At 40.6% G+C, this 20,808-nt stretch carries 19 protein-coding genes; 16 read left to right on the forward strand and 3 right to left on the reverse strand.

The genetic code is table 11. From position 1 onward, the window contains the following. The first annotated feature begins 71 nt into the window (after positions 1-71). The 5 genes from HNQ84_RS09885 to HNQ84_RS09905 all read left to right on the forward strand — a co-directional run bounded on the left by HNQ84_RS09885 (position 72) and on the right by HNQ84_RS09905 (position 9,536). Entirely contained in the window at positions 72-1,409 is a 1,338-nt protein-coding gene (locus HNQ84_RS09885) for an MATE family efflux transporter (RefSeq protein WP_435621997.1), read from the forward strand. 185 nt (positions 1,410-1,594) lie between these two features. Beyond that, positions 1,595-4,840 (forward strand): type I restriction-modification system endonuclease, encoded by a 3,246-nt coding sequence (hsdR, locus tag HNQ84_RS09890; RefSeq protein ID WP_435621998.1) that lies wholly within the window; start codon positions 1,595-1,597, stop codon positions 4,838-4,840. Beyond that, positions 4,841-6,319 carry a class I SAM-dependent DNA methyltransferase gene (locus HNQ84_RS09895; protein ID WP_435621999.1) on the forward strand — a complete coding sequence of 493 codons (1,479 nt, stop codon included), beginning with the start codon at positions 4,841-4,843 and terminating at the stop codon, positions 6,317-6,319. After that, complete coding sequence (locus HNQ84_RS09900; protein WP_435622000.1) at positions 6,316-7,791, forward strand: restriction endonuclease subunit S; 1,476 nt, start codon at positions 6,316-6,318, stop codon at positions 7,789-7,791. The genes HNQ84_RS09895 and HNQ84_RS09900 overlap by 4 nt, the downstream gene beginning before the upstream one ends. Before the next feature lie 557 nt (positions 7,792-8,348). Beyond that, complete coding sequence (locus HNQ84_RS09905) at positions 8,349-9,536, forward strand: hypothetical protein (protein WP_435622001.1); 1,188 nt, start codon at positions 8,349-8,351, stop codon at positions 9,534-9,536. 56 nt (positions 9,537-9,592) lie between these two features. Here HNQ84_RS09905 and hepT read toward each other — a convergent pair whose 3' ends face one another. Both hepT and mntA read right to left on the reverse strand, forming a co-directional pair. Further along, a complete protein-coding gene (gene hepT / locus HNQ84_RS09910) occupies positions 9,593-10,000 on the reverse strand; it encodes a type VII toxin-antitoxin system HepT family RNase toxin (protein WP_435622002.1) in 408 nt (135 codons plus the stop codon). Beyond that, a complete protein-coding gene (mntA, locus tag HNQ84_RS09915; protein ID WP_435622003.1) occupies positions 9,993-10,385 on the reverse strand; it encodes a type VII toxin-antitoxin system MntA family adenylyltransferase antitoxin in 393 nt (130 codons plus the stop codon). The genes hepT and mntA overlap by 8 nt, the downstream gene beginning before the upstream one ends. Positions 10,386-10,571: 186 nt before the next feature. Between mntA and HNQ84_RS09920 the strand changes: the two genes are divergently transcribed. The 7 genes from HNQ84_RS09920 to HNQ84_RS09950 all read left to right on the forward strand — a co-directional run bounded on the left by HNQ84_RS09920 (position 10,572) and on the right by HNQ84_RS09950 (position 16,953). Then, positions 10,572-11,450: an Rpn family recombination-promoting nuclease/putative transposase gene (locus tag HNQ84_RS09920; protein WP_435622004.1), complete on the forward strand. Its 879-nt coding sequence runs from the start codon at positions 10,572-10,574 to the stop codon at positions 11,448-11,450. Positions 11,451-11,653: 203 nt separating this feature from the next. Next, the gene (locus tag HNQ84_RS09925) at positions 11,654-12,169 is read left to right on the forward strand and encodes a hypothetical protein (protein ID WP_435622005.1); all 516 of its coding nucleotides are present in this window, start codon (positions 11,654-11,656) and stop codon (positions 12,167-12,169) included. 63 nt (positions 12,170-12,232) lie between these two features. After that, positions 12,233-14,356, forward strand: a complete 2,124-nt coding sequence (locus HNQ84_RS09930) for a Piwi domain-containing protein (protein WP_435622006.1) — start codon at positions 12,233-12,235, stop codon at positions 14,354-14,356. A gap of 147 nt (positions 14,357-14,503) precedes the next feature. Next, positions 14,504-14,968, forward strand: a complete 465-nt coding sequence (locus HNQ84_RS09935) for an NUDIX hydrolase (RefSeq protein ID WP_435622007.1) — start codon at positions 14,504-14,506, stop codon at positions 14,966-14,968. Between the two features lie 145 nt (positions 14,969-15,113). Next, complete coding sequence (locus HNQ84_RS09940; RefSeq protein WP_435622008.1) at positions 15,114-15,542, forward strand: NUDIX domain-containing protein; 429 nt, start codon at positions 15,114-15,116, stop codon at positions 15,540-15,542. Between the two features lie 135 nt (positions 15,543-15,677). Beyond that, the gene (locus HNQ84_RS09945; protein ID WP_435622009.1) at positions 15,678-16,802 is read left to right on the forward strand and encodes a conserved virulence factor C family protein; all 1,125 of its coding nucleotides are present in this window, start codon (positions 15,678-15,680) and stop codon (positions 16,800-16,802) included. A 19-nt stretch (positions 16,803-16,821) separates the two neighbouring features. Continuing rightward, entirely contained in the window at positions 16,822-16,953 is a 132-nt protein-coding gene (locus HNQ84_RS09950) for a hypothetical protein (protein ID WP_435622010.1), read from the forward strand. 47 nt (positions 16,954-17,000) lie between these two features. On the opposite strand, the gene HNQ84_RS09955 is transcribed toward HNQ84_RS09950, so the two are convergent. Further along, a complete protein-coding gene (locus HNQ84_RS09955; protein ID WP_183246907.1) occupies positions 17,001-17,573 on the reverse strand; it encodes a Uma2 family endonuclease in 573 nt (190 codons plus the stop codon). A gap of 169 nt (positions 17,574-17,742) precedes the next feature. On the opposite strand from HNQ84_RS09955, the gene HNQ84_RS09960 reads away from it, so the two are divergent. From HNQ84_RS09960 to HNQ84_RS09975, 4 genes are all read left to right on the forward strand, one after another. Further along, the gene (locus HNQ84_RS09960; RefSeq protein ID WP_032099633.1) at positions 17,743-18,522 is read left to right on the forward strand and encodes a GNAT family N-acetyltransferase; all 780 of its coding nucleotides are present in this window, start codon (positions 17,743-17,745) and stop codon (positions 18,520-18,522) included. A gap of 67 nt (positions 18,523-18,589) precedes the next feature. Then, positions 18,590-19,051 carry a gamma-glutamylcyclotransferase family protein gene (locus HNQ84_RS09965; protein ID WP_435622011.1) on the forward strand — a complete coding sequence of 154 codons (462 nt, stop codon included), beginning with the start codon at positions 18,590-18,592 and terminating at the stop codon, positions 19,049-19,051. A 29-nt stretch (positions 19,052-19,080) separates the two neighbouring features. After that, on the forward strand, positions 19,081-19,473 hold the full coding sequence (locus HNQ84_RS09970) for a gamma-glutamylcyclotransferase family protein (RefSeq protein ID WP_435622012.1): 393 nt from the start codon (positions 19,081-19,083) through the stop codon (positions 19,471-19,473). A gap of 128 nt (positions 19,474-19,601) precedes the next feature. Then, positions 19,602-20,609: a TlpA family protein disulfide reductase gene (locus HNQ84_RS09975; RefSeq protein ID WP_435622013.1), complete on the forward strand. Its 1,008-nt coding sequence runs from the start codon at positions 19,602-19,604 to the stop codon at positions 20,607-20,609. The last annotated feature ends 199 nt before the right edge of the window (positions 20,610-20,808 follow it).

The following is a 20,808-nucleotide window of genomic DNA, read 5'->3' on the forward strand; positions in this document are numbered from 1 at the left end:
GGAGAAATTCAATTGAATGACTTTGCAATAGTGATTAAAATGAACGTATGGTCAGAGAGAGGTGCATTCGTTTGAATATTATACAGAAAACAAGAACGTATTGGCTTCCGCTTATTTCATTAGCTATTCCTGCGATGATTGAAAGTTTGCTTCAAAGTATTGTCGGGTTTGTCGATTCTTTATTTATTTCCAAGCTTGGCTTAGTGGAAGTAGCTTCCGTAGGAATGGCGAATGCGATCTTGCAAATTTACTTTGCTGTCTTTTTAGCGACCGGCACTGCTGCAACAGTACTCGTTGCTACATATACAGGAGCTAATGATAGCCAAAAAGTTAAAAAAGTGATTTCTCACTCCATCATATTAACGATTGTCATCGGAATAGTATTTGGGATCCTTTCATTCTTTTTCGCTGAACATATGTTTAGGTTAATGGGGGCGAACGAACATGTATTACAAACAGGAATCGTTTATTTTCAAATCGTCGCAACGCCATCTATTTTCATATCTATGATGTTCACATTAGGCGCGATCGTTAGAGGGACTGGCGACACAAAAACGCCTATGCGCATCGGCTTATGGATGAATGGAATACATATTATCCTTGATTATATTTTCATCTTTGGCGTATGTTTTGAAGGGTTCGGCATCATAGGGGCTGGAATCGCTACTGTTTTCGCACGTATATTTGGTGTCATTTTACTATTTATTCATCTAAAAAAGAAACAATTGCTCGTCTTTTCAACGGATATGTGGACGTTTCAAAAAAGTGTTATGCTACAATTCGTTCGGTTAAGCATTCCTTCTTCTATGGAACGATTATTTATGCGATTTGGACAAATCATTTATTTTGGCATGATCGTACGCATGGGGACAGAAGTTTATGCAGCGCATACGTTAACAGGAAATTTCACTTTATTTTCATCCATTGTCGGAACAAGTTTAGCAACAGCAACAACAACACTTGTTGGCAAAAGTCTTGGAGCAGGTCAATACAATGAAGCAAAGGCGTATAGTTTTATTTCTATAGTTTGTACTTCGGTGATGATGACGGGCGTAACTTTCCTTCTATTTTTAACATCACCATTGACAGCACGCGTGTTTACACATAACGAAACGGTTATTTCGCTAATCGTTGCCGTTTTAGGCATTGATACAATCGCTCAGCCAGCAACAGCGATCGTTACGATACTAACGTCTGTTTTACAAGCCAATAAAGATGCTAAATTTCCAATGTACGTCACAGCCTTTGGCATATGGGCAATTCGAACCGTCGGAGTGTACATTTTAGGCATTCATTTCGAATTAGGGCTTATTGGCGTATGGCTATCTATTGCGATCGATAACTACGTGAGGGCTGCTCTGTTATACTGGCGGTATCGGTCGCTAACGTGGAGTAGGGGGGTAAATTGAATGACTGTTTGTAATCGCTTAAGAGAAGCTGTCTTCGTGGTAGAGTGTTTGATAGTCGATGATGAAGGTAGCCACCATTCTGATGATGACTGAAGTCAATATATCGGGTTACAAAATGTGAAATATATGGTAAAATAGATGGCGTATTAGTAGAAAAATGCACTATAAAGAATGGTGGGAGATATATGTCGCATAACTTTCGCTTTTTAGAAGAAAAGTGGGAAGTACTTGCAAGAGTTGGGGAAACGGCAGAACGGAACGTATATGAAAACCCGAACGTAACGATTAGCGAACTTCGAAAATTTGCTGAAACGATCACCAAGTGTATTTTAGCATTAGAAAACATTCGCGAAGAAAAAGGAACGGACCAGCAAGAACGACTGAAAGTGTTATTTTATGACCAAATCATCCCAAAAGAAATATATGATTTATTCACGGTCATTCGTTTAAAGGGGAATCTAGCGGTACATAACCCGAGTTATGGAGAAGTAGAGGAAGCAAAAGCTTTATTACATATGGCGTTTCGTATTGCTGTTTGGTTTATGGAAGTGTACGGCGATTGGTCATTTGAACCACCAGCATACGTCGAGCCAGTGCCACGTGCTAAAATGCATGAAGAAGAACTTCAACGCGTCATTCAGCTATATGAGCAAAAGCTTTCCCAACTAGAAACAGAACTTGAGAAAATGCGCACAGAACAGCTATATGTCTCAAGCGAAGAAAAACAAAAACGTCGCGAGATTTCACAACGAGCGGTTATCGATATGGAATTGACCGAAGCGGAAACGCGCCTCCTTATTGACCAGCAACTGCAACAAGCTGGATGGGAAGCTGATTCTGAGAAATTACGATTTTCTAAAGGTGTTCGTCCACAAAAAGGACGAAATATGGCGATTGCTGAATGGCCGTTACGAAATGGTTACGCCGATTATGCTTTATTTTTTGGGCTTGAATTGGTCGGAATTATTGAAGCAAAGCGGGCGAGCAAAGATATTCCATCCGATATTGAACAAGCGAAAGAATATGCGAAATCGGTCATTCGCCATGGCAATGAAATCATTCATGAACCGTGGGGCGATTATTTTGTTCCATTTCTCTTTGCGACAAACGGGCGACCTTATTTAAAACAGTTGGAACAAAAATCAGGCATCTGGTTTTTAGATGCGCGAAAATCAACGAACCATCCGCGCCCACTGCAAGGATGGTATACGCCGCAAGGATTAAAAGAGCTGCTTGATCAAGATATAGAACGTTCGGAACAGCTTTTGCGCGATGAAAAATTCGATTATTTAAAACTGCGCCCTTATCAAGTAAAAGCAATTCAAGCGGTCGAAAAAGCACTCGAAGAGAAAAAACGAAACATGTTAATCGCGATGGCAACGGGAACAGGGAAAACGAGAATGGCGATTGGTTTAGTTTACCGATTAATTAAAGCAAACCGCTTCCGCCGCATTTTATTTCTCGTGGATAGAAAAGCGCTAGGGGAACAGGCGGAAGGAGCATTTAAAGAAAGCAAGCTCGAAAATTTCTTGACGTTTACGGAAATTTATCATTTGCAGTCGTTGTACGACCAAAAGCCAGACAACGAAACGAGAGTACACATTGCAACGGTGCAAGGCATGTTAAAGCGCATTTTTTATAACGATCGAGCAGAAGATGTTCCGCCAATAGATCAATACGATTGCATTATTGTCGATGAAGCTCATCGTGGATATACGTTAGATAAAGAAATGGATGAAGTGGAGCTACAATTTCGCGACCATCAAGATTATGTAAGCAAATATCGCAAAGTGCTCGACTATTTTGACGCTGTTCGCATCGGGTTAACAGCGACGCCAGCTTTGCATACGACTGAAATTTTCGGTCCACCTGTGTTCACGTATTCGTATCGTGAAGCGGTGATCGACGGGTATTTAGTCGATCACGAACCTCCTTATCAATTTGAAACGGTGTTAAAAAAAGAAGGGATTACGTGGACAAAAGGGGAAATGGTTGATGTGTACGACACGGTGTCGGGAACGATTTCGCAAGAGTATTTAGAAGACGAAGTGAATATCGACGTGGCACAGTTTAATACAAAAGTCATTACCGAGAGCTTTAACCGTGTCATTATTCGTGAATTGACGAAATACATTTCTCCAGACGATGAAGGTAAAACACTGATTTTTGCGGCAACGGACGATCATGCTGATTTAGTTGTGCGCATTTTAAAAGAAGAATTTGAAAAAGTATATGGGGCCGTCGAAGATCAAGCGATTATGAAAATTACGGGTTCGATTAAAGACCCTTCTGGCGCCATTCGCCGCTTTAAAAATGAAAAATACCCAACAATTGTCGTGACGGTCGATTTATTAACCACAGGTATCGACGTACCAGCCATTACCAACCTTGTATTTTTGCGTCGAGTACGTTCCCGTATTTTGTACGAGCAGATGCTAGGACGCGCGACAAGGAAATGCGACGAGATTAAAAAAGACCATTTCAACATTTTTGATGCAGTCGGGATTTATGAGTCGTTAAAACCGTATACAAGTATGAAACCAGTAGTAACACGACCAAATATCTCGTTAACACAACTCGTCGAAGAATTAGAGAAAATGGAGAAACAAGAACATCTCCAATACCAGAAAGAACAAATTATCGCGAAAATACAGCGGAAAAAGCAACAATGGTCGGAGCGCCATCACCAAGACTTTTACGTGCTATCTGGCGGAAAAACGGTCGATGAATTTATTGATTGGATAAAAGACTTGCAGCCGGAGCAATTACCTGTAGAATTGAAAGAGTACAAATCAATGTTCCGCTATATGGACGAAAATCGCTACCGAGAAAATAAGCAATTTATTTCGAATCATGAAGATGAACTGATTGCGGTAAAACGCGGATACGGCAATGCGGAAAAACCGGACGATTATTTGCAGTCATTTGGCGAATTTATTCGCAACAATATGAACAAAATTCCTGCACTTATGGTCGTTTGCCAACGCCCTACCGAATTGACAAGGGAAGAATTAAAAAAGCTTTTGCTTGAATTAGACCAAAAAGGTTTTTCTGAGAAAAAGCTGCAAGCGGCATGGCGAGAAGCGAAAAACGAAGACATCGCCGCAGATATTATCGCCTTCATTCGCCAACAAGCATTAGGTGACCCGCTCATTAGCCATGAAGAACGAATTAAAAACGCGATGAAGAAAATTTATCAAATGAAAGTATGGCCGCCGGTGCAAAAGAAATGGCTCGAACGCATCGAAAAACAACTATTGCAAGAATATGTCCTTCATCCTGATCCAGAAAAAGCGTTTGAATACGAGCCATTTAAGAGCCATGGTGGATTTAAGCAAATCGACAAAATTTTCGACGGACAACTCGCGCAAATTGTCCGCGAAATTAACGTCAACTTATATAACTATCACACAAAGAAGGAGCAAGCTTAGATGAACAACCGAGAAATTGTCCAAAAGCTTTGGAATTTATGTAACGTTCTTCGTGACGATGGAATTACGTACCATCAATACGTGACAGAGTTAACGTATTTGTTATTTTTAAAAATGATGAAAGAAACGGGACAAGAGTATATCATCCCAGAGGCGTATCGCTGGGATTCGCTCGTGACAAAAAGCGGCATTGAGTTAAAAGATCATTATCAACAGCTTTTACTTGCATTAGGAAAAGAAGAAAATGAATTGTTAAAGCAAATTTACACAGACGCTGCTTCTAACATTCGTGAGCCGAAAAACTTAGAAAAAATCATTCAATCGATTAATAGTCTCGATTGGTACAACGCGAAACAAGAGGGACTAGGCGATTTGTACGAAGGGCTTTTAGAGAAAAACGCAAATGAAGTGAAATCAGGAGCGGGGCAATATTTTACGCCTCGCCCGCTCATTGAGGTCATTGTGGAATTAGTGAATCCACAGCCAGGGGAACGTTGTCACGACCCAGCGGCAGGAACGTTTGGTTTTATGATTGCCGCCGATCGCCACGTTCGTAAACAAACGGATGATTATTTTGATTTGTCGCAAGAAGAAATAGAGTTTCAAAAATATAAAGCGTTCTCTGGGATAGAGCTTGTCCGAGATACGCATCGCCTTGCAATCATGAATGCATTGCTTCATGACATTCATGGGGAAATTGTATTAGGCGATACGCTTTCATCGTTAGGCGAAAGCTTCAAAAACTATGATGTCATTTTAACAAACCCGCCGTTCGGAACGAAAAAGGGAGGCGAACGTGCGACGAGAACAGACTTTACGTTTATGACATCGAACAAACAATTGAATTTCTTGCAGCACATTTATCGTGCGCTCAAACCGAACGGAAAAGCGCGAGCAGCCGTCGTCGTGCCAGATAACGTCTTGTTTGAAGGTGGAGTCGGGGCAGATATTCGCCGGGATTTAATGGACAAATGCGAGCTTCATACGATTTTACGTTTGCCAACGGGCATTTTTTACGCCCAAGGGGTAAAAACGAACGTCTTGTTTTTCACGCGCGGTACAAGCGATGTCGGAAACACAAAAGAAGTATGGGTGTATGATTTGCGGACAAACATGCCGTCGTTTGGGAAACGCAATCCGCTGACGAAGGAACATTTCGCCGATTTTATCAACGCTTATACAGCGGAAGATCGCCATCAAGTACAAGATGAGCGCTGGAACGTATTCACGCGCGAAGAAATTGCGAAAAAAGGCGACAGCTTAGACATCGGCTTAATCGCCGACGAATCGCTATCGATTTACGAAAACTTGCCAGACCCAATCGACTCAGCAGAAGAAGCCGTCGAAAAACTAGAACTAGCCATTTCCTTATTAAACGAAGTCATCGCCGAACTAAAAGCGGTTGAACAACCGAACAGCTACCAACCATCGAACGACACATTAAAAGTAGCAGAAACATCTGAGGTGCTGAAAAAATGAGCAAAACAAAACAAAAATCAATCGACGAGCTACTAAAAGAAGCACTAGTCCCAGAAGACGAACAGCCGTATGAAGTGCCGGAAAATTGGGTGTGGGTGAGGTTAAAATCTATAAATAAAAATGAAAAAAGGAATATAGATCCTAGAGATTACGATGAGGAAATTTTTGAGCTGTATAGTGTACCAAGCTATGATCTAGACGAGCCAGAATATATCAAAGGAAAAGAGATTGGATCAAACAAGCAACTTGTACAAGAAAATGAAATTCTTTTATGTAAAATTAACCCTAGAATCAACCGAGTATGGATTGTTTCGGATAACAAAAGGAAATACAGACAACTAGCTTCTACAGAATGGATTGTAGTTAGTAAGAGTGAAGTGATGTGTCCAAAATACTTATTATTTTTGCTAAAATCACCGTATTTTAGAAAATTAATCACCTCTAATGTTTCAGGAGTAGGTGGTTCGCTTACCAGAGCAAAACCGAAAGAAGTGGAAATGTACCCAATTGCTATTTCGCCTCTCAACGAACAAAAACGTATTGTTGATAAAATCGAGCGGCTGTTTGCGAAAATTGACGAAGCGAAGCGATTGATTGAGGAAGTGAAGGGGTCGGTTGAGCTTCGATGGGAAAGTGTTTTAGATAAAGCGTTTCGAGGGGATTTAACAGAAAAATGGCGCTCTGAAAGTTCAACGATTGAAATTGCAGACGATATTTTTAATGAAATTCCAAAAATATATAAAAAGCAAAGCAAGGAAGAGGGGCACGAAACAACCCCACCCTATCCAATCCCTCGAAGTTGGAAATGGGTTAAACTAGGTGATATTGTTGAGATCAATCCACCGAAGAAGAAGCTTGCAGATATAGAAGATAGTGAAAATTGTACATTCATCCCTATGCCCTCAGTAAATGATAAAACAGGGGAAATTGAAAATTATGAGGTTAGAAAGTATGGAGAAGTAAAGAGAGGCTACACACTTTTTCTTGAAAACGACATTATTTTTGCGAAAATAACTCCATGTATGGAAAATGGGAAGATAGCTATTGCGCAAAATTTGATAAATGGATTCGGATTCGGCTCAACGGAGTTTCACGTGATTAGGACAAATCATTATGTTAACACCAAGCTAATATACTACTTACTCCGTTCTAAAAAGTTTAGGATGGAAGCTAAAAAAGAAATGACAGGGGCAGTAGGTCAGCAACGTGTCCCTAAATCTTTTTTGGAAAATTATTTAGTCCCACTACCACCGAAAGCAGAGCAAGACATGATTGTTGAGCTATTAGATAAGTTGTATGTTAAAGAATCAGAAATTAAGTCAATAGAGTTGTTGGAAAAGGAGCTGGATTCATTGCGCCAATCCATCCTCTCTAAAGCCTTCCGCGGCGAGCTTGGCACAAATGATCCGAGCGATGAACATGCGATAGAGCTGCTAAAAGGAGTGCTATTACAAAAAAGCGGACAGTCATAGTGCTGTTCGCTTGTTGCATTATTGGGAAGAAATATTTAAGTTGATTTGGTAACTACGTCATTAGTTGCGAGAAACTATGGGACGGTACGAGCAAGGAGGGAAGGATTAGCAAGGTGGTATTGTCAGGTAAACTGGAGCGCGTATCGTTGAGTGAGGATGGTAGAGGGAATCCGTTTTTGAGCAATTAATCTTCATCGTCAATATTTGCGCAGGCCAGACAGGAGTTGATAAAACTTCTGTCTTTTTCGTGGTTGCGTGCCTGTCACGCCCCGGCATCAGCAAGCGAACCCACCTGAGGATGTAGTCACTTGGGATAAGCACTTCAAACGATTGGATATCCGTCATGATAGACCAATAAATTGGTAAAGGCTTAGAAGTCCATTCTCCCCCCTTTTTTCGTTCTCAAAGCAGGAATATTATTGCTTTTGTCGAAAAATATATAGCAAAATCAGGTGATGTCATTTGTCAATAAAAATCCACGCCTTGACAAATGTCAAGAATCTAAAAAAGCGGGACATGTCAGCACATTGTTAATCGAAGGGAGGAACTGCCCGATTATGATGAATATACAGAAAATCGTTCAGCGGCTTTCCCGTGACGAATTGTTAGAGCTTGCGCTGAACTTAATTCGCTCGGACAAGCGTGTTCAAGAACGGGCGCTTGATTTTTTGGAACGAAGTGGGTGCTTGACTGCCACAGAAATGGCACAAAAACATAACCGCGAATATCGAGAGAAATTTGCGGAAGCAATCGGTATTATTAAGCAGTTTAATATGTACGGCGGTGGACCTGAGGAAGAAGAAGATATTGTCTACGAACATATGGAAACGGTTCTTGCGCTCCTTCAAGATGGACATCTTCCGGAAAGCGCTAGAGAGGAAATGATTCATGCGTTAATGGAGCAATATTTAGAGGGGAACTCAGGGTTTGAGGACGCGATATGGGAATGGATCGAGCAAATCGCTTCTACTGGAACACATTGGCGCACGATCGTCAATTATTTAGAACCATTGGGGGATAGATACTATCAATCGCTCATATTAGATATTTATCGCTACAAACTTGGCGATACACATACATATGGGCAAAGACGTGCTCATCAGCTTCGCTATGGAAGCGATTATGCCGAATATGCTTTATTTTTAGAGGAAAAAGGCGATCGTGATAAAGCATTGGAAATTGCGGAGAAGGGACTGAAAGAGGGAGAAGGGGCGCTGGACGGCTTGTATGCTTATTTGTTCAAGCGGTACGATGAAGTGGGGGAGAAGGAAAAAGCGCTTCAATTATTGAAGCAACACTTTTTCCATCGTCCTTCTCATGAACTGTATCAACAAGCGATTGCATACGCACCGCAAAATCAAAAAGAAACAGTGAAACAAGAATTGTACGGTTGGCTCGAAAGTCACCCTGTGCACGCTTTCATCAAAGCGAAAATTGACTACACTGAAGGAAATAACGAAGCGTTGCTTCACTATGTGACAAAGCGTCTGCGCGCTTTTGATTATTCCAGCCTATCAACATATGAACGGTATTTGAACAAGCACTATCCACTTGAAATGATTGCGCATTATAAACGAATCGTTGCTTGCGGAAAGAAAGCGTTCTGCTTATCGACGCGCCATTGGATTTATGAAAGAAATCGAGCATGTATACACGAACCTTCTCAAAGAGCCGAACAAGTGGTCTTTCTATTTTCAAAGTTTCATCGTTCCGCATCAGCAACGCCTCCCTGCCTTTTTAGATGAATGGAAGAAACATTGGGATTAGAATCACAAACATAGGCGATGCATATTCGCACCGCCTATGTTTGTCCAACAATCGCTTTCGTGAACTCAGTAAAGTCTGTTAAATGGTTGTCGAGTATTTTTTGTAAAATCGTCAAGTTTAGTTCTTGGTAGTCATGCACGGCGATATTGCGAAATCCGACCATCGCTTTCATTTTTTGTGACAAAGATGAAGAGATGATGCCGTGTTGTTCTAAAAGAGTGAAAGCGTCTCGGCTTGTTTGTGGAAGTCCGAGCTTTTTTTGTGCAACGATGTGCATCGCTAAGTCAATGCTTGCTTCACACGCTAGTTGGAGGTTGAGGACAATGGAATCTTGTTTTGTGTAATTCTCCAAATTTTTGGGGTTATTTTCGTATTCTTCATAAATACGTTTCATACATCGTTCGATGACACTTATTTTATTTAAGATGACATCATTAATCATAAACTGACCCACCTTCAACAATATTTCGCAAAATTTCCGCTCGTTCTTCGTTTAGTTTTGCATACATTTTCAGCACTCGCCATTCATATTCTGCCCTTTTTTGTTCGTCTGCACAATAGATGACCTTACCGCTATGGACGATTTGTGCTTGAAAAACGGTGCTCGCTTGCTTTAAATCGATGAGATCGACGTCTCGCTGTAATCGCTCTGCCAATTGTTGCGTGAGCATAAAGCGTTCATAATGATCCAACGATCGTTCATCGCTCAAAAAAGCAACATCTATATCGCTATCGTAGCGAATATGTCCTGTTGCTGCTGATCCAAACAAATAAATGACAGAAGGAGAGACCGCATCTTTTAATGTTTCAACAATAATTTGTTCCATCTTGTCACCGTCCTTTTATTTCCATGCTATTACGATTATATGATTTTTGGTTGTGTATGTCACGTCTATACGATGCCTGCCATGCTCCACTAAAACAGAGAGTCTGCTCTATTTTTTCTCTTTCAACGCAGGAACATCACCATTTTTGTAGAAAATATGCAACAAAACAGAAAGTGAGGTGCATATATGTCCATTGACCATGATCGGTTGTTTAAAGAGTTGATTACGACGTTTTTTGAAGAGTTTCTTCTTCTCTTTTTCCCGCAAGTGCATGAGCATATCGACTTTCAGCACGTGTCGTTTTTGTCGGAAGAGCTGTTTACAGATGTGACGGCAGGGGAGAAGTATCGCGTCGATTTGCTTGTGGAAACGAAGTTGAAAGGAGAAGATAGCCTTATTATCGTCCATATCGAAAACCAAAGCTACGTGCAGCCATCGTTTCCAGAGCGGATGTTTATTTACTTTAGCCGCTTGTTTGAGAAATACCGAAAGCGGATGTTGCCGATTGCGGTATTTAGCTACGACTATCTTCGCCATGAGCCTTCATCGTTTACGCTCCAATTTCCGTTTTTCGATGTACTTCAATTCCGATTTCTTACTGTGGAGTTGCGCAAACAAAACTGGCGTGATTACATTCGCCACGACAACCCAATCGCCGCTGCGCTGTTAAGCAAAATGGGGTATACTGAAAGTGAACGAGTAGAGTTAAAAAAGCAGTTTTTACGAATGATTGTGCGCATGGAATTAGACGAAGCAAAGCAACGATTGTTAATCGGTTTTTTTGAAACATATGTGAAACTATCGGAGGAAGAAGAACAACAATTGCGAAACGAGGTGAATGAGATGGAAACGAAAGAAAAAGAACAAGTGTTGGATTTAATCATTTCATATGAGAAAAAAGCGCTAGAAAAAGGCTTGAAAGAAGGCGTGGAACGAGGGTTACAACAAGGACTGCAACAAGAAAAACGCCAAATCGCGAAAAAGATGCTTGAGAAAGGCTACGACGTACAGACGATTCACGAACTGACGGAGCTGCCTGTAGAAGAGATTGAGCGGTTGAAGTGATAACTTGTAAATTTTTGTGGCTGTTGCACGCTTATTTGAACATAACGTTTACACCCTCTAAGGGAGCTCTATTTGGCTCCTTTTTTAATTTGGAGAAAATCTTCATTTTTTTATCGCTTTCTACAATATTCGACAACATTTTCCGTCTCCTTTCCGTACAATTGAATCGAGGAATGTGCTCAATTTCAGGGGAGGGGATTCAAGTGACGACAATTTGCAAAGCGGATTATTATTATGGTGCACTTCTTTCTGCATTAGTGAATGGAGGATTGGCACCAGCATTGTTTGAAAAAGAAAATGAAAGTAGACAAATTTACACGGTTACAACAAATAAAGACAATTACATCATTTATGCAAAATATCATACTACCCCATCTGGCTCCGAAGATTTTACATGGTCTTTCACATTTAGTGACAACGAAATACAGGAAATTATAAATGTCCATGAAAATCATTCAGATAAAACGCTAATTTTTGCTTTTATTTGTGGTCAGAAGCAAGTAAGTGACAATAACCAAATTATCGCCATTGTTCGTTGGGACGAATTCGTTGCATGTGTGGATGTAAATAAACAGCAATTTCGTGGAACACCTCGGTTATCAGTGAAGGTCGTAAAAGGATCCCCGCGTTTTCGCATTTACGGAAGCAAGCGTGCTGATCTACTTGATGGTAAAGACAATACGATTAAAATTGAACGAAACCGATTAAGAGAGTTATAAGCACGATGATTGTCAACGAATCAATGCACGGATGACTATTCATCATAAGGGGTGATTGGTTAGATGAATCAATACTATATAACCGAGTGTATCGCAAACGAAAATGCAAGCAACATTCCACTTCATATTTATACTGTATCTTTATTAAACCCGAACCAAAAATACTCGTTTGCTCATCACATTGTTTATGAGTTAAGAAAGAGGAATCCTAATGTGACCATTGCTGCTCACGGCCAATATATTGCATCGTTTCAAGAGATCACTCATTGGGGTGATCATGAATATATTAAACATGAGTACCGAGCAATAGAATGTTTCAATGCCGCAGAAAGAACGGTATTGGAAAGGTTATTGAAACAAGAGTTAATAGAACGATGCAAAAACGACTATAAAATTTACAAAGATTTGTTTTGTTTGAAAACCGAACAATCGATTGAAATGAACGAAATTATTGTTTACCCGGCTATTTACTTATCTTTTACAGTTGAAGAGAACGGAAATATATTGATCGGCTTTGAATATCAACATCGTTTTGAATATAAAAAAACATTAGAAGACTTACTTCGTGATCGATCTCCACTGATCAAAGAAGGGGTGGAAGTCGTTGATTCATACAATAAAAAATCGTACTACTATACTTTTGTTGAGGTGGCTCCGTATACAGCTGGAGAAAAAAGCCCGTATTTACAACAAAGTGTGATAGATTATTACATAACAAAAAATGAAAAATGGAAATTAAAAGGTGTTCATAATAAGACACCTATTGTGCATGTCAGATCACAAACCGGTGATATTTTTCCATACTTGCCTCATTTATTACGTCTCACTTGTTCGTATGAACAATTGATGCCATCAACCGCGAAGCAAGTAAATCGTATCATCAAGTTGCCTCCGAATAAGAAAATGCCGAAACTTTATCAAGAGATATTTCGTTTGTTGCAATATCAGAACATGTTGACTTTCAGAAAAGAAAACGTTCGGGCGGCAAATCTTAATTATGATATTTTTAATCTCTCCCCACCGTTAATGGAATTTGGTCGAGATTATAAAACAACGAAAGTGTCTGATGGTTTAGGTCAAGCTGGTGTTTATGAGCCGAAGAGTGTCACCGTTAGCTATTTTGTTGATCCAGAATTAAATTACGATCAAAGGAAGAAAGATGAAATATTGGATTTTACAAAGAAATTACAAGATTTATCTGAAAAGCTAGGTGTAAAGTTAAATGTCTCGAAAAAACCGCGTCAGTTATTTGGAGTATTGCCTGTCGATTTTTTCAAAAGTGAGCGTCTTTCGTTCGAACTAAAGTCGATCGCTGATGCGTTCGATGGGACTGTTATTGTCATTGGAACGGAAGAAAATATTGATCGAGCATATATGGCAATTAAACGAGAATTTGGTGCGAAAGCAGATATAATGACACAGTTTGTCATATTTGATTCGTCAATTGTAAAAAATTTGTACTATCAATATAATGTGCTACTAGGAATTTACGCAAAATCGGGAGTTCAGCCGTGGATTTTGTCAGATGAGATGAATTCAGATTGCTTTATCGGTTTAGATGTCAGTCATGAACATGGCAAACATGCTTCTGGGATTATTCAAGTGATCGGAAAAGACGGGCGAATCATAAAACAAAAGTCAGTCATGACTGCTGAAGCTGGTGAAACGATTGCCAATCGTACAATGGAAGAAATTATAGATGAGAGTATATTTAGCTATGAGAAAATGTATGGAATGAAGCCAGCTCATATTACATTTCACCGCGATGGCGTATGTCGCGAAGATTTAGATCATTTAACACGGTATATGCAGTCATTCCAAATCCCATTTGATTTCGTTGAAATTATTAAAAGATCGCGAAGAAGAATGGCTGTATACACAAACGGACGTTGGTTTACTGTGCAAGGATTATGTTATGCGAAGGAAAGGATGGCTTATTTATGTGCAACTGATCCAAGAGAATCTGTAGGAATGGCGCAAGCTGTAAAGATTGTTCAAAAGACGCAATGTTTGTCTATTCGGGATATCGTTTCTGATGCATATAAGCTATCATTTATGCACATCCATTCTATGCTGAAAACACGTTTGCCAATCACCGTTCATTATGCTGATTTAAGTTCAACCTTTCATAATCGAGGGTTGATCCATCCACGTTCAGTCCATGAACAAGCGTTGCCGTTTGTGTGAGGGATAAGTATTCATTGTTTTATACGGTTGGTTAATTTTATTTGAAATGGATATATTCTCACAAAAGTGAAGTTTGCTAAATAAATGAAGAAAAATGAGTTAACTGCATGTATGTCTAAATTTAAATCAGTGAAGGATGAGAAGAACATGAGGATTGTACCGAAGCACTTAGTGGCTGTCTCTGGTTATATTGTAAATGACCATGGGGAAGTATTGCTTGTCAAAACACATTACCGTTCCGATACATGGGAACTCCCTGGTGGACAAGTCGAAGAAGGAGAGTCTTTGCATCATGCATTAGTAAGGGAAGTGCATGAAGAAACAGGATTAAAAATAGTACCACTAGGAGTAACAGGAGTATATTACAATGTTACGGATCATATATTAGTTGTTGTATTTCGTGCGAAGTATGAAGAAGGTGAGTTGAACATTCAGAATCAGGAAATAAAGGAAGCAAATTTTTTTCTGCTAACTAGTAAAAACATTTCAAAATATATAACGAGACCGCATATCGCTTCACGAGTACAGGATGCGATGAAATGCAATTGTTTAGTACCGTATGAAGCATGGGAAGTGTCACCATTTCGAACGCTAGGAAGGGTGGGCGTATAACCGAACTTTTTTATCACGCCTATTTCCAAGATCATGATCCGAAGTCACTTGAACGGTTAGGTGAAACAGAACAGTTAGAGTTGTTTTGAGTATAGGGAAAAAACGAGTCATTGTCTTTGATTTTCAATAACGTGGAGGAAAATGTATGTATCCGAATTATCGAATTTCTGTTGAGGTCATTGTATGGCACGATGACAAAGTTCTTTTAACGAAACGTGCAGAGCATTGTAAGGTAGCTCCGAATGTATGGAACGTTCCAGCTGGAAAAATAAAATATGATGAGATTCCTGTGCAAGGTTTGTTTCGAGAAGCGAAAGAGGAATTGAATTTGGATGTAGAATTGATAGAAGAACTATTCGTTCGCAATTTAAAAAGCAAAAGTGGTGATGAAGATATATATCGAGTTGTGTTTACGTATCTTGTCAAACCGAAAAACAATGATATTTCTTTACTCACACTAAACGATGAGCATTCTGAATTTGCTTGGGTAACGAAAGAAGATCTAAACGATTGTAAGTATGAAACGCTTCATGACGATATACGACACATTTTAGTGACAAAAGTGTTTATGTAAGTCGATGTGAAACCGCCTCTGCGATTTATAGGGGTGGTTATTTTTGGTTCATTGAGCGAAACTTTTGCTTTTCTTTGTTTCTTCCTTTTTAATGAAGTTACAAAATATTTTTTGTAGAGGATAGGAGAGAAACAAATGAAAATTCAATCCATTGAACCGACGCCAAGTCCTAATACGATGAAAGTGTTGCTTGATGAAGAGCTTCCATTTGGCACAAGTTATAACTATAAACCTGCGCAAGCTGCACACGCCCCTGCCATCATCCATCAATTGCTGCAAATCGAAGGGGTGAAGGGCATTTATCATGTCGCTGATTTTTTAGCTGTCGAACGGCATGCAAAATATGATTGGAAAACGATTTTAACAAAAGTGCGCGAAGTATTTGGCGAGCAAGTGGATGAAATCCAAGATAATGAACCTGTACGCAACGAGCATTTCGGCGAAGTGAAAGTGTATGTGCAAATGCTTTATGGCTTGCCGATGCAAGTGAAGTTAACGGATGGTCACGAAGAGAGACGAGTTGGCTTGCCGCAGCCGTTTGTCGATGCGGTGTTAGAAGCGCAAAAACACGCGGGGAATATCGTCATGGAGAGAAAATGGGTCGAAAAGGGCGTTCGGTACGGAACGTTTGAAGAAATCGGTGCCGAAATAGTCGAGGAGTTGTCTGCCGCTTATCCACTCGAACGGCTCGAGCGGTTCGTGAATATGTTTAAACAAGGTGAGCAGGCGAAAACACAAAAACGAACGAGTTTTCAAGTGACAGAACAAATGCTAGATGACCAAGATTGGACGAAACGATATGCGGCGTTGGAACAAATGGCAGAGCCGACAGAAAACGATTTGCCTGTGTTGGCGAAGGCGTTAAAAGATGAAAAAGTCGCCATTCGTCGCTTAGCGACTGCGTATTTAGGAATGATTGGCGGAAAAAATGTACTTCCATATTTATATGAAGCGCTAAAGGATCCAGCCGTTTCTGTGCGTCGTACAGCCGGCGACTGTTTGTCTGATATTGGCGACGTGGAGGCCATTCCTGTGATGGTCGAAGCGCTAAAAGATGCAAGCAAGCTCGTTCGCTGGCGTGCGGCGATGTTTTTATATGAAAATGGCGATGAATCCGTTCTGCCTGCATTAAAAGCAGCCGAAAACGACTCGGAATTTGAAGTAAGCATGCAAGTAAAAATGGCAATTGAACGAATCGAAGGTGGCGAAGAAGCGAAAGGATCCGTTTGGAAACAAATGACGGAGAGTAGAAAGGGATAAATATAGTTATCTTGGAGATTTGAAAAATACAAGTAAAGGTACATCGCTACGAAATAATGAAAGCGTACTAGAAGAACAGCAGTCACCATCGCTGCAATCGCTAGCGGAAGAAGGGAAAACGTGCACGGACGGAAATGGTGTTATCGACTGAATTTAAGCAGATGAAAAGCCGGCTAGGGAACTCTAGCCGGCGTTATTTTATTCCACATCATCCATATGCAAAATGGAATGAAGCGAAATTGCTAAATCTGGATACAAAAAAGACGTTAACACATCTTTCGGGCCGAATACCGCCCGTTTTTGAAACCGTCCGTCTTCTAAGCCAATGACTTCAATCGTTCGATTGCTTGGGTCGACCATCCAATACTCTTTCACACCATTTGCTTCATACAAATAATATTTTTGATTTCGATCTTTAATTCCTGTGCTAGCGGATAACACTTCGATCACGAGATCGGGTGCACCTTGTACTCGGTTTTTTTTCAGTTGAGTTACGTTGCAAATAACGAATAAATCCGGCTGTACAACGGTTTGCGCTTCTTCTTCATTTTTAGCTGCATCGAATTGTACATCAAATGGAGATAAGATGAGGCGACATCCTTGTGCTTTGAAGTAAGGAGCTAAGGCGAGATACAGTTCGCCCACGACATATTGGTGAACATATGAAGGCGATGCAAGCAAATAAGGGATACCGTCAATCAGCTCCCAATTTCCTTCCCATTGTTGAATATCTTTATATGAATACAGACGACCGTGTTGTACTTTTTCCATCTCTCTCACCTGCTTCTTTGTCTTTTTTACATTATATCACAATGAGAGGGAACTTTTTGTATGCGACGAGAATCAAACCTCATCTTTTTCGTTTTTCTACATATTTCGACAAAATTTTGTGCGTATGTTTGCTATAGTAGGATTAATATTTGATCGAGGAGAGATGGATATGATTCGTAAGCTGAATAGGAAGGATCATCATGTTGTGTTTTCTTTTTTAAAGCAAGAGCCGTCACTTAATCTTTTTATTATCGGTGATATTGAAGCGTTTGGATACGAGCAGGAGTTTCAAGAGCTGTGGGGCGACTTTGATGAGGACGGTGCGTTGCGAGCCGTGTTGTTGCGATTTTATGATTCGTATATTCCATATGCTCCGGGGGAGTTTGATATAGAGGGATTTGCTAAAATTATGAGAAATACTGCTCATCCTGTTCGACTTTCTGGAAAAACGGATCTTGTTGCAGCATTTGAACCTCTCTTGCCACTTGGGAAAAAGCGTGTGACGTATTTTTGCGAATGTAACGAAATCACATTTCCGGAAGTAGAAAGCCGCTATGAAATAAAACAAGCAACGATCAATGATGTGGATCGAATAATAGCGTTGCGCAGTCGCATTGCTGAGTTTTCGGTGCTTCCTTCATCGCGAGATATGCTTGTCAAATCGTTAGAGACGAACACAGGTCGCACGTATTATATCGAGGAGGATGGCCGCATGGTGTCGTCTGTCTCGACAACGGCAGAGAATACGCTGTCTGCGATGGTTGTCGGTGTTTGTACGGATCCGAATGATCGACAAAAAGGGTATGCAAGCGAAATAATGAAACGTGTCATCCAAGACTACATTCGCTCAGGCAAAACGTTATGTTTATTTTATGATAATCCGAGTGCAGGACGTATTTATAAACGACTTGGTTTTTCCGATATCGGCATGTGGACGATGTATGGGTGACATATGGCTTTTGCTTGCGGTTTTGCGTATATGTTGAATATAAACAAAATGAAAGGTGCGGATGCATATGCCATTATATTTTGCGTACGGCAGTTGCATGTCGTTTTCGGACTTAGAAAGAACGACAAGTTTTGAGTACGTTGGAACGGGAATTGTTTTTGATTATCGCCTCGCATTTTCGGTATATTCGCGTACGAGACAAGGTGGGGTCGCTGATATCGTATATGCTCCGAGAGAAAAAGTGGAAGGAATTTTGTTTGAAGTGCCGGACTTTAAGCAGTTAGACAAACGAGAAGGACATCCGAATTTTTATCGGCGTCGCGAAATTGAAGTGTGGGATGAACAAGCGAAAACGATGCGAGTAGCTAGTACGTATGAAGTTGTTCACAAAAAAACAGTTGAAATTCCGCCGTCTCTTGAGTATGCGAACATTTTGCTAGAAGGGGCGAAACGATTGTCTAAGTCATACCAGCAACAGTTGCAAGCACATATCTCTTCACTTTGGGAAAAAGAAAAAACAACAGGATGACTATATGTAGCCTGCTGAGGTGAGCGAAGATGAAATCGTTTCAAGTGTTCGTATATGGGACGTTGCTGCAAGGGGAGTCGAATCATCATGTTGTTGCCCCGTATGTTGCACATATCGAGAAAGGTGCTGTATGTGGTTGGCTTCATAGCGTTTATGATTTGTACCCGGCTTTAGTGCTTGATCCGTCTGCTCCTCCTGTGGAAGGGGAATGGCTGACGGTGAGCGAAAAAGGACTAAGGGCAATGGATCAGCTTGAAGGATATGACGGAGAAGGAAAGCACAACGATTATGAACGAGTATTCGTGACAGATGTAAACGGAAAGACGGCCGGATTTGTGTATGTATACTCAAGCGAGCGAGCGAAACATTTGCCACGAATTGGAACGTCGTGGAGAGCGTATAGGCAGTCGCGAAAAACATAAGAGACAAGAGAAGCGTGAAGTGTGCAAGTTTTTGACGCACTTCACGTTTTTCTATTGTTACATATGTGAATATAATAGAGGGGTGGATGCGTTCACTGAAAAAATGGAAATGAAGAGAGGGAAATACGGTGCAGCTTGGAGCGGTTGTCATTCAAGGAGAAAATTTATTGCTTATCGTCAGTTTGCTTATGACGTACGTGTTTTTTTACTACGGTTTGTTTGTTTTAAAAGCGGAACGAAATGTGATGGATGTTATTTTTAACAGTTTCATATATGGCTTGGTCATATGGAAAGTGAGTTACGGTATTGTGCATCCGAACGTGGTGTTACAAAATCCGTTAACGCTCCTTTATTTCAACGGTGGCGTTGTTGGCCTTGTTTTAGCAGCAATATTTATTGTCGTGTATACATATTGGCAACTGAAAAAACAACACATTTCGTTCGATGTTTATATTCGTTCGGTCACTCCTATATATTTCGGGTACTGGGTCGTATTCATGGTGGTGAAAGGAAGTGAATTTTCGGAATATCGCTTCATTTGGCTACAAGCTATCGTAGCTCTTATTTTTTTCGTTGTCTCTTCTCGTACAAAAACGAAGCAAAAGCTCGGACAATTGCTTGTTTTGTTCCATATTTTCGCGTCTATCTTTATATTCGCACCAATATCGGACACGACAAACGAAGTCACGTCGGAGCAATCGGGTACAAACGTTGGAATTAATGTTGGAAAAATGGCTCCGGATTTTGAATTAATGACGTTAAAAGGAGAAAAAGTACAGTTGTCTCAATTTCGAGGGAAGAAAGTGATTTTAAATTTTTGGGCGTCGTGGTGTCCGCCGTGCCGTGCAGAAATGCCAGAGATGCAGCGATTTTATGAACAGCATGGACAACATGTCGCCATTGTAGCTGTCAACTTGACGAATAAAGAAAAAAATCGTCAAGCCGTTGAGACGTTTATTAACGAAAGAGGAGTGTCATTCGATATTATGTTTGATGAGCAAGGAACGGTTAGTAAAACATATGAAGTCATCACCATTCCGACCTCGTACATTATTGATGAACACGGAGTCATTCTCCATAAACATGTGGGCCCCCTTTCATATGATATGATGAAACGAACCGTTTTGTCGGAATGAGCTCGGTCGTTTCGTATGTTGAGCGAACAGCCTTTATGTCTGTTCGCTCATTTGGTGTGCTCGGCATGGGTGCAATCTCTAGGGTGAAAGTCCCGAACTGCGAAGGCAGAAGTAGCAGTTAGCCTAACGCAAGGGTGTCCGTGGCGACGCGGAATCTGAAGGAAGCGAGCGGCAAACTTCCGGTCTGAGGAACACGAAC

Source organism: Anoxybacillus eryuanensis (genome assembly GCF_051200995.1).
Taxonomy (GTDB): domain Bacteria; phylum Bacillota; class Bacilli; order Bacillales; family Anoxybacillaceae; genus Anoxybacillus; species Anoxybacillus tengchongensis.